The following is a 10,206-nucleotide window of genomic DNA, read 5'->3' on the forward strand; positions in this document are numbered from 1 at the left end:
TCTTGCCGCATACCGTCGTTCGGTCAGATGATCACGATCGCGCCGGAATGAACAGTCCAGCTCCGAAATGGCTCAGCTGTCCAAGCAAGAGTGGTCCAGCAACGGGCTTCGACAATGTGACCGTCACAGCAAAGCCTTGGCGGGTACTGTCGCGTTGCTCCCGCAACCGTCGGCGACGGAAATGCACCAGATCCGACACCGTCGCGCGAGAGTCGTCAACGTTGACATCCACCACCTCAACTCCTGCCGTCGCGGCTCGGTAACCCAGTTCCTTGTTCAGGTCGACTTCGATCCAATCGCGCACCGACCGCTTTTTGCGATGTCGCACGGGAAAGTACGGCGTCGCCGAGACCCAGGTGGTCGATCCTGCATCATCGGCAACGATCTCGGGTGCGACGTCGGAAACACCACCGAGACCTGCGACCAGCAGCGTCTGCTTCGGGAGAGAATTCTCGGTGATCCGATCTGGTGTCCACAGGCATCCCAGCCGGGAGATCTGCGCGACTGCCTCGCGGGACATCCCCCGTGGCGTCCAGAGCACCACCGAGCTGATGGGCCGGGGTCCGTCAAAGCGGAGTCCATCCACTTCAGATGGCAGCGGCACAATGTGCAGATGGTCGTGTCCCTGTTGGCGCGGATCCTTACCGTCCTTACCGATGACGGCCGCTATCTCCGGATCATCGCCCAGGGCATGCAACGCTTTGCGCACCGCGCTGTGTGCAACGTCCGTCGGCATCAGAAAGTCCCGCATCCTTACCGAAGCGGACCCGTGGAGCTCGAATCGGACGGTCGTGATCGGCTTGTCCGACGTCCTCGACGAGCGCAGTACCTCTGCTCGACGAAAAGAACGGGGCTCCGATCGCTTCCGCCCGTATCCCAGGAGTCGAGTTCCCGGCGGATAGACGGTCCGCAGTTTCGTTCGCACTGATGTAGGTGTCGCCTCGAGTTCGGCTCGCGTCGGAACGCCCTCCGCCCCCAGTACTTCAACCGTCTCGACTCGATCGCCCACCGCCCCGATGCGCCACCAGGTCGAATTCGGTTGCGCCGACTGTTCTGCAACCACGGCCTCGCACACGGACTCACTCCGTCCGAGGTACGGCAAGTTCTCGACAAGTTCCGACAGCAGCTTCCGATCATGGTCGGCAAGATCCGCATCCCAGTGGATCCGGAGGTCGGGCAACGAACTGCGTTGTTGGACAGACACATAGCTGTCGATGACGAGGTCGGTACCGCCACGGTCGTCACTGCGATGTTTGATGTCAGGCATGTAGTGCCTGGTGGAGCCCGTTGTGATCGGTGCGGACTCGAACGCCGATGGGTTCCCCAGTCGCCCCAGCAGCGCGACCGTGTCATCCACATCGATGAATCGGGCATACGCCACTGCAAGCAACGCTCTCATCACCCGCCAGGGTGCCGGTGGCCACTCCACGTACCCAGAGTTCGCCCCCGCATCCCATGGGGTCGCGTGATATCGGCCGAGCGGGAATCTGATCTCAACCGTTGTTCCCATGTGTCACTTGCCCTTTGATCCGGTCCAGATCAGCTCGGTGACGGCACCGAGATCGGCTACCGTGATGGCCTCGGTCAGTCGCTTCTCGGACGCCTCGATGTTCGGGAGCTCGCCCGCCCCATCCACGCCGATCACCTCGAAGTCGCACGCCGTACGCAGTCGCAATCCACCGTCGAGGAGTGTCGCCACCTCCCAATCCGCCAGCGCCAATAGCAATTCAGTCGCAGATTCAGGGAGCCCGTAGGAATGGATCTGTTGCTCGTCGATCACCACGAACAGGGTGATCTTGTCTGCGGTGTACTCGGTGCGATGGTGCGGAACCATCCCATAACCTCGATCAGACGTACGGCCGGCGTCCTTGTCGAGGTTGTTGTTGACGCTGTCCTTCTTCACACCGCCACTGACCGCAGAATTCACCCCTTCTGCCTCGATGAATGCCGAGACGGCCCGGCTGATCTTCGGCTGCCAGGGCCATGACCCCTGCGCGAAGAACACACCGTGCAACAGGCTCAACGGGTCCAGTGCGTAGATCTCCGAGTAGATCTTCCGCAGGTCGAGCGGCTTGTTCTTCACCAGGCCGAATCGCTCGACGAGAGTCTTGCGAAACTCCACACCACCATCCTTTGCATCGAGAACATACGCCGACGCCAATCGATGTGCTTCGAGCCGACTGCTGGTGAGAAATCCGCCGTCCGCATCCACGACCCGGACATACGAAATTGCCTCGACCGTCGACACAGGTTGCTGTGCTGCCTCATCCCAGGTCGTTCCCTCGAGGTGATTGGCCAGCGACTGCACCGACTCCACGAGCAGTCGTGTGTCACCACCCGGTCCGTCGTAGGTGGCGGCTCCCAGGTCGGGAAACCCTGTCGGCTGGAAACGGCTCCCCACAACAGGTTCCAGGAGATACTTGCGGATGTCACGCTTACTGGCCATGGAAGGCCTCACTTTCTGTTTGATGGTCATTCGTCGGATCGGATGATCTTGGTGGGTCGTCAATTGTCGTGGGCGAGAAGGCGAACTGTTGTGCCAGAGCGTGGTGACCGGATCGCGGGAGCAGTGCGGTCGCGATCCTTTCAGTGTCCGACCGACTTGAGATCACGGACACGGCTATAAGTCCCGTTTCGTGAATGCGTTGCCGGGCCAGCGTCACTGCGCGATCCAGGTTTCCTCTGACAAGCGCTCCCACGACCTCGGCAGTCAACCCCTTGGACTGATCGTCGAAACCTTCCTCCTGACCATGCGCCTTCACTGCATGAGCGGTGATCCCATCGCGTAGCAAACCGAGAATGCCCAGCGCAGGCTGCGGTGGTACGAGATTCGAGCCAGATGATCCGAGGCGCATGCGCTCCCCGCGCCAGTCAAAGACGAGCAAAGCATCGAACCATCGGGCAACGGCCTCGTCATCCAACCCGCCGATGACGAACTGATGCAGGTGAGCAAGCGGCACAGGGATACTCGATGGCATGGTGATACCCGAAGCCGAAGCACCGCCGGGACCGGCAACCTCGTCCATCGCGCCTGCCTCTATAGCGACTCGTGCCAGGAGATCGGTCATCACGGCAGTGAGCGGACGAATCCCGTAGCCCGCAACCTCACTACCCTCCCCCCACGCAGGCCTGGACATTGCCGGCCCGGTCACAACGGGGAGCAGCAAGTCGCGGGGCCCCGCCCACCGCCCGTCCCGCCGTTTGAACCGCAGCGACGCCAGCCCGAGTGCGAGTCGGAACTCCGGTATGACGGTCAGAGCATCGAGTAACTCCGCGGCCCGAAGGATCTCAAGCATCTCTTGTCCGCTTCCGCGCGTGGTCGCTCGCGGCCGCACAGATTCTTTTGCCGTTCGGCTGCGACCAACCGCGACCTCAAGTCGAGTCAATGAACTCAGCAGTAGCTGCAGTTGCCCGACTTGCTCTGCACGAGATTTCGTCCGCACAAGATCGACGCGCGCTGAATCGAACCTCCGAAGTTCTTCGGTGACTGTTCCCGGTAGCCCGGTTCGACCACTGAGTCTTTGAGGCCAATCCTCGACCAGTGCCACCACGCGCAGCAGTTGGTCGTCGTCGACACCGACTGCGTCAGCACGAATCGCGGAGAATGCCAGGCCATTTCGTTTCGCAATGCTGAACCGATCGAACTCCGATACGACCGCCGACACCCCCTGAGTTCCGACGGCAAGGTACATGTCGCCAGATCTGGTCGCAGTCTTGCCGCGCCAGGTCGCACGACCTTCCACAAAGATTCGTTGGATGGCCGGCCAACGCAGCCAGTGGTGCCACCATGGCAGCCAGACCTCGCCGCGAATGTCCTCGTCGTCGCTTCCGGAGTCGAATCCTGCGCTCGAACCGCGGGTCATGAACGTCATGGCCGCACCCTTGTCCACGCTGGATTGCGCGGATATACGACGAGCCGGCCCGGCCTCGAACAGTGTGGCGCCCTCCACCATCAGGACGAAGAGCCACGGATTCACCACTGCGGGCGCTGCGCCGTACGCCGATGAGTTCGGGGTCCCTGCAGTTCCTGGATCGAACTGTCCGACCGACGCTTTCACCAGTTTCTCTCGCGACGTCCCGGCAAGCGCATCCTGTGCCCACCCAAGGCTGCTGCGTTCGGCTTTCGCATCGGTGGGCAGCACGTCGAGCAGTCGCTGGTGGTAGTTGCTGGAGAATTCCAGACGACCGTCGTTGCCGCCAGAGCCGAGAAGCGGTGGGAATGCCAGGTCGTCGTTGCCGAGTACCACTACCGCCGAACGCAGCCACGGCAACATCTCGTCGGGACACGTGTTGCCGATCTCCCGGATCAGATCGCGCTTGTCCCACCCTTCTGCGCGACCGTGTTCCAGCAGGCGATCGACAACGCCCACCGCACCTCGCAACACCGATACCCGGTCCCGATCCGAAAAGTTGATCAAATCGTCGAGAATCGCTCGCTGATTCCGGTCCTTCTCCCCAAAGCCTGAGCCACCATTCCACGGGCTCAGCACAGGCCTTGGCCTATACTCGTCGACCAGCCATCGGGCGATGTCCTCCACTGTCGTGTCGATAACGAGATCATCGCCGTCAACCCGGGACCGCAGGTCAGGATCACGCTGTTCAGCGAGCACTCGCACCAATCCCAACGCAGCAAGCGATCGCTGCAGATTGCGTCCTCGCGCAGCCACAAACCGATGTTCAGTCATACGCTCGCCTGCCCCTCATGAAGTGCGCTCGCATTCCAGTCCGCGATGCGAACCAATGCCTCGAAGTACGCCAAGCGAAACGGACCATATTGTCCCAGAAGGCGATGGACCATATCGGCCCATACCTCAGCGGTATCCGAGACCGCCTTGAACGGCTCAAGCTTGATGGTCGCGGTGCGGGTTTCCACGTCGAGCAACCGAGGAATGATGACCTCCCCGGGCGAAAGTCCGAGTACACGTTTCGCGTCACCGGAGTCGTCGCGGACCTGCACTCGGACCTTCCCATGGTGCGCCGCGATCAAGTACCGCACCAGATCCCGGTCACGAGCCGGTTCGAGAAGGTCCGCATATTCGGCGTCGAGCAGCGCGACACTGGCCAGCTCGTGCCGGAACGACGTCACACCGTCTGCGTAGACCAGCCGCTTGCGGCCTGGCGATTTCGCCCAGACCTTGCCCGGTTCGGGAACGTCTGCGATCTGTTGGAGTGCGTTCTGCCACAGGGGATGTGCCTTGCCGATGTCATGAAGCCGCGCGGCCAGCGCGATCTCGGCGCGGAGTTCCGCGGCGAGATCGAGGGCGTTGACGATCGATTTCGCTTCGTCTTCGGCTTCTCGGAGATGTTGGTCGAGCTCCAGCCAGTCCCCGAAACCGATGGCACCGCTATCAGAGGTATTGCCGTCGCTCCCCGGCTCGTCGGCGCCCTGCGGTCCGTCGGCGGGCGCGTCGGCGGGCACCGGAACCGGCGCGGAAGACTTGGGGTCCAGCCCGAACCCGGTGGTGTACCCACCCTTCTCCGCATCGATGACGAACACCTGGCCGGGACGGACCGGCATGCTGGTCTTGAGTTCCGACCACCGCGCATCACTCCATGCGGGTTGCGCGACGTCGAAGAACCACAGCGGTTTTCCGGCAGAAAGAAGGTCTCTCACATCACCGATCCGCGCCCGACAACGGTGGTCATGCTCCGGCAACCGCAGATCCTGACTCGGCCGGCCGGCACCACCGAAGTTCACCCAAGCGATCTGGACGTCGGGGTCGTCGGCGTCACGGATGAAAGGCGAGATATCCGGGTCGTTGCCGGAGAGATCCGGTGAGGTGTCGAACAGTGCGTGAAAGTCGCTGCGCCGCAACACCTGAATAGCAGGAGCGGAGGTCTTGACCTCATCGGCGAGATCCAACAGCCGGGCGTTGGTCACGGCCTGACCCTCCAGCTCACGCAGCGCCCCGGCCGTAGCCTCGACGTCCTGCAACTCGTAAGGACTCTTCTTGCCGGACGCGAACCACCAGAGCTCGGCGTCGTCGGTGATTCCGGCCCGGTTACAGCGACCCGAGCGCTGGATGAGCGAGGGCCACGGAGCGGCTTCGGTGATCAGGGTCCGTGCATCGAGGTCAACGCCGGCCTCAATCACTTGAGTTGAGACCACCACGGCGTTGTCGAGATGCTGAAGTTCATCGAGCTTTCCATCGCGGTCGACCGGCCGAAACCGCGAATGCAACAGAATCACCCGTGTTTCGCCAAGTGGGGGTTTGTTTCCCGCCAACCGTTTGTACACGTCGACAGCGGTGGCGACGGTGTTGACGATGACCAGTGTGAGTCCCCGACGATGATGCGCAGCAACCGCTTCGGCAATCGCTTTGGGGTTCGCCTGAGCAATGGACAGTTCACGGACGACACGCTCGGCATCGAGGCGTTGTCGCACTTCGGGTGTCAGGTCCTCATTGGTCAGGCGAAGCACGTTGGCTTCGGGTGTCAGTGGATTGTTCACGGTGTTGAGCAAGCCCTCGTCGACTGTCGCGCTCATACAAGTCAGGCCAACGTTCAGAGCAGCGGACTCACGCTGGAACGCGGCAATCTGGCGAGCGGTGACGGTCGATGCGGGCGCAAGCTGTGTCTCGTCGACGACCAGATGCGTGTCATTCCACAGGAGTCCGGCGTCGATCGGATAGACACCTCGGCTCGAGCCGTAGCCCCGCATCAGCATCCGACTCACGATCATGTCGACCGTGCCGACGATGATCTGAGGTTTGCCGGGCGATCGGCGCCAGCCGTGCCCGTTGGCGCCGGTGCCTCCGACGAGCTGCACGACATCGATCGCGTCCTCGAGCCCCAGCTCGTGAATCCACCGCGGAATCACCCACATCGACTGCCGGGTGAGCGTACGCATCGGAAGCGCGAGAACCAGACGGCGCGAGACCTGACCGGTCTCGTCATTCAGGTACCGCCATAACCAGCCGAGAACGATGGCAGCAGTCTTGCCGAGGCCAGGCGGTACATCGATCACGTCGGGGAGCTTCGCGCCGTCAGTGGCGACACGCACTTGGTAGGGGTATGGCTGCCTCCCGGTCGCCTTACGGAAGAAGTCGTCGAACGATTCGAACTGCAACATGCACTGCTCCTTCGAGTGCGTTGGTCGCTGGTCCCATAACTGTCAGTACCAACTGGTGTACTGATGATGCATCGCGTCAAGGCGTTCGGCAAATGTTTGCGTTGCAAGTAATACAAAGTTCCCCTATTGGGGGGACGGATCGCGGTGTCGTTCGTTTGCGTTGCAAGAAATACGCCTCAATGGAGTCCCGACCACTGCCGGGAGGCGACACACAACCGCGGCACTCAATGCGGGCGCAACGGGCGATCCACTCCCCACTGTGCCAGAAGCGGGATTCAGATACTTTCGCCGCGAACAAGGCAGCAACGCGACAGCATGCGACAGCTGTAACATACAGATTGTGTAACATACACCATGCGTATGTTAGAGAGGCCGCCATGCACTTCGCCAACCGCACTCGCGAGCTGGCCGAGCTACGTCGGTGGTGGGCGTCCGACGACAGATCGCCCGGCATCGTGTGGGGTCGACGCCGGGTCGGCAAGACCGTGCTCATCAGCGAATTCGCGCGAGATCTTCCGGGTGTCATCTACACCGCCACCGGTCAGTCAGAGCGCGGTGAACTCATCACGTTCAGTCGGGAGGTCAATCGGCAGGGGCTCGCCGGCATACGCGACCTCATCGGCCGGCCATTCGCAGACTGGGACGACGCGCTCGAACACCTGTCGACTGCTGCCGCCGACCGCCAGATCCTGCTCGTACTCGACGAATTCCCCGAGATCCTGCGGTCCACCCCACGCCTGGACAATCTGCTGCGCGCGTTCCTCGAACGCACCAGGAACAGCTCGCGAATGCGAGTTCTCCTCTGCGGCTCCGCGGTACGAGCGATGCAAGAACTGCAGGCCGAACGTTCGGCTCTGTTTGGACGATTCACCCTGCGACTCCATGTGCAGCCGTTCGAACCATGGGAGGCCGCCCAGATCCTCAGCGGAATCTCCGCGCGGGAGCAGGCACTGATATACGGCCTGCTCGGCGGAATGCCGCTCTACCTGAACTGGTGGGACACGTCGGCCTCGATCACCGACAACCTCCGTCGACTGGTGACCGCGCCGTCGGCGCCGCTGCTCACCGAGGGTGAACTCGTGATGGCAACCGAACTCGAGGCTCAGGAGTCCCCCGCCGCGGTGTTGCACGCGATCGCTTCCGGTCGGACGCGATACAGCGAGATCCAGGACATCACCAGATTCAACCCGACGCGTACGCTCGACCGCCTTGTCTCGCTGGGAATTGTCGAGCGGATGGTCCCCGTCACCGAGAAAGAGAGCTCGACGCGACGCCGGATCTACCGCATCGTCGACAACTTCCTCGCGTTCTACCTACGAGTTGTGGAGTCGTACAAGACCGAGATCGAACGCGGACTGGGCGAATCGATCCTGCCCGTGCTGATCGATACTGTCGATGACTTCATGGGTGACCGATGGGAGGACATGGTGTTTCGCCATGTCAGACGCATGGCGGCCGCTGGAACCATCGGCCCCGAGATCGTGCGTGTCGGTCGTTGGTGGAACCGTACATCTTCTGTCGAGATCGATCTCGTCGCGCTCAGCGGCCGAGCAGACACGGTGATCCTGTGCGGAGAGGTCAAGTGGCGCAGCGACATCAGCGACCCCCGGTTGCTGCGCACGCTGCGAGACAAGGCGTCGGCCCTCGTCGACGATGTCGACTCGATTACCTACCTTCTGGCCGCACGAGATCGGATCAGCCTCACCGACAACATCCTCGCGGTGACCGCGGACGATGTGTTCGGACCGCAGCCCTGAACCCTTCTCGTTCGAACCGACCTCGCCCGCGAGTCCTACCGGAACACACTCCCCTTGTTCTCCGACGCCTCGACGCGCTCGACGATCCACGCGGAGATCACTTCGAGGCTACGTTTGCGTGCGGTTTCCTTGCGCGTGTCGAGCTCCTGTTCGGCGATGATGTCACGCAGTTGCTCGAGATCCAGCGACGCAAGTCGCTCCCCGAGTCCGACAGCTCCCGACTCCCGGTAGACCACAAAGGGGTCAAAAGCACCCGGTTGCCGCGCGACCTTCTTCTTGGCCGGTGCTCGCTTCCGCGGCGCCGGTACCGCAACGGGCGCCGGCGCCCCGTCGTCGCGCAGCGAGTCGACGACGCCGACGAGTACCGCGGCAAACCTCGTCGACTTCTCCGCCTCGTCAATGATCACCCGCGTCAGCCCGGCAATTAGTTGCGCCGCTTGCGGATTCTTGCTGTCGAGCTGGGCGAGAGCTCCCCCGATGGCGGAGTACTCCGTGCGGCGGCGTGCGTCGTCAGAACTCATTCGATCTTCCCCTGTGCCTCGGTCATCACGTCGACGGTGAGGGCGCGGAACTGGTCGAACTGCCCCTGCGTGCCGTACTTGGTCTTGAGCGTTCCGTAGCCGGCGAACTCAGCCGCCGCAGCCACCGAGTTGGCCTCGTTGATGTAGCTGGGCAGGACGTTCTGGATGGTGGGGTCACGGCGTAGACGCTTGGTCGTCGACCGGTGCACAGCGGAGTTGGCCTTGTACTTGGTGATCACCACGCCCAGTTCGACGATGGTCCGTCCGATCTCCTCGCTGAACTTGCGCACGCGATTCTGGATCTGCGGAATTCCGTAGGTGGACAACACATCCGGGATCGTCGGGATGATGTAGGCGTCCGCCGCGGCCAGACCGTTGAGGGTCACCGGCCCGATGTTCGGCGGGCAGTCGATCAGAACGTAATCGTAGAAGTCGATGACCGGCGCGATCGCCTGCCGCAGAAAGCCGGTGCCCCCGTCCGCCACGCCGCCCTGCACACGCAGGGCGCTCAGTTCTTCCTGCACCTCGATGAGATCGAGCGACGACGCGAGCAGATCGACGGTCGTCACCCGCTTCACCGGCGACACGCCCCGCTCGATCGCCTCGTCGAGCCGGAAGTACTCGGTGCCGTTGACCGCGTCGGAAAACAGCGTTGCCAGAGTGCGGCCGTTGGTGTTGAGCTCGAACCAGCGAGCCTCGCTGATCATCATCGTGGTCAGGTTGATCTGTGAGTCGAGGTCGATGAGCAGCACTCGCTGACCGAACTCCGCCGACATGAACTCAGCGAGTCCGCCGGTGACGGTGGTCTTACCGACCCCGCCCTTCAAGCTGATCGTCGCGATCACCTTTGCCATCG

The 10,206-nt window shown here is 62.4% G+C and carries 7 protein-coding genes; 1 reads left to right on the plus strand and 6 read right to left on the minus strand.

Annotated elements, in window-relative coordinates:
- Positions 1–31 precede the first annotated feature (31 nt).
- Genes csb2 through cas3g form a run of 4 tightly spaced genes read right to left on the minus strand, consistent with a single transcriptional unit; the run spans position 32 to position 7,072 of the window.
- Complete coding sequence (csb2, locus tag J6U32_RS21985; protein ID WP_208792134.1) at positions 32–1,510, minus strand: type I-G CRISPR-associated protein Csb2; 1,479 nt, start codon at positions 1,508–1,510, stop codon at positions 32–34.
- A gap of 3 nt (positions 1,511–1,513) precedes the next feature.
- On the minus strand, positions 1,514–2,446 hold the full coding sequence (gene cas7g / locus J6U32_RS21990; protein ID WP_208792135.1) for a type I-G CRISPR-associated RAMP protein Csb1/Cas7g: 933 nt from the start codon (positions 2,444–2,446) through the stop codon (positions 1,514–1,516).
- Positions 2,436–4,685 carry a type I-G CRISPR-associated protein Cas8g1/Csx17 gene (gene cas8g1 / locus J6U32_RS21995; protein ID WP_208792136.1) on the minus strand — a complete coding sequence of 750 codons (2,250 nt, stop codon included), beginning with the start codon at positions 4,683–4,685 and terminating at the stop codon, positions 2,436–2,438. The genes cas7g and cas8g1 overlap by 11 nt, the downstream gene beginning before the upstream one ends.
- Complete coding sequence (gene cas3g, locus J6U32_RS22000) at positions 4,682–7,072, minus strand: type I-G CRISPR-associated helicase/endonuclease Cas3g (protein WP_208792137.1); 2,391 nt, start codon at positions 7,070–7,072, stop codon at positions 4,682–4,684. Before cas3g ends, cas8g1 begins: the two co-directional genes overlap by 4 nt.
- 338 nt (positions 7,073–7,410) lie before the next feature.
- On the opposite strand from cas3g, the gene J6U32_RS22005 reads away from it, so the two are divergent.
- Complete coding sequence (locus J6U32_RS22005; RefSeq protein ID WP_208792138.1) at positions 7,411–8,829, plus strand: ATP-binding protein; 1,419 nt, start codon at positions 7,411–7,413, stop codon at positions 8,827–8,829.
- Between the two features lie 35 nt (positions 8,830–8,864).
- Here J6U32_RS22005 and J6U32_RS22010 read toward each other — a convergent pair whose 3' ends face one another.
- Positions 8,865–9,350, minus strand: a complete 486-nt coding sequence (locus J6U32_RS22010; RefSeq protein ID WP_208792139.1) for a hypothetical protein — start codon at positions 9,348–9,350, stop codon at positions 8,865–8,867.
- On the minus strand, positions 9,347–10,204 hold the full coding sequence (locus J6U32_RS22015) for a ParA family protein (protein ID WP_006370421.1): 858 nt from the start codon (positions 10,202–10,204) through the stop codon (positions 9,347–9,349). Before J6U32_RS22015 ends, J6U32_RS22010 begins: the two co-directional genes overlap by 4 nt.
- Between the last annotated feature and the right edge of the window lie 2 nt (positions 10,205–10,206).

The organism is Gordonia polyisoprenivorans, from assembly GCF_017654315.1.
Classification (GTDB): domain Bacteria; phylum Actinomycetota; class Actinomycetes; order Mycobacteriales; family Mycobacteriaceae; genus Gordonia; species Gordonia polyisoprenivorans_A.

Coding starts and splice junctions, on each gene's coding strand:
- csb2 (WP_208792134.1), bottom strand. CDS start 1,510: ATGGGAACAACGGTTGAGATCAGATTCCCGCTCGGCCGATATCACGCG.
- J6U32_RS22015 (WP_006370421.1), bottom strand. CDS start 10,204: ATGGCAAAGGTGATCGCGACGATCAGCTTGAAGGGCGGGGTCGGTAAG.
- cas7g (WP_208792135.1), bottom strand. CDS start 2,446: ATGGCCAGTAAGCGTGACATCCGCAAGTATCTCCTGGAACCTGTTGTG.
- cas3g (WP_208792137.1), bottom strand. CDS start 7,072: ATGTTGCAGTTCGAATCGTTCGACGACTTCTTCCGTAAGGCGACCGGG.
- cas8g1 (WP_208792136.1), bottom strand. CDS start 4,685: ATGACTGAACATCGGTTTGTGGCTGCGCGAGGACGCAATCTGCAGCGA.
- J6U32_RS22010 (WP_208792139.1), bottom strand. CDS start 9,350: ATGAGTTCTGACGACGCACGCCGCCGCACGGAGTACTCCGCCATCGGG.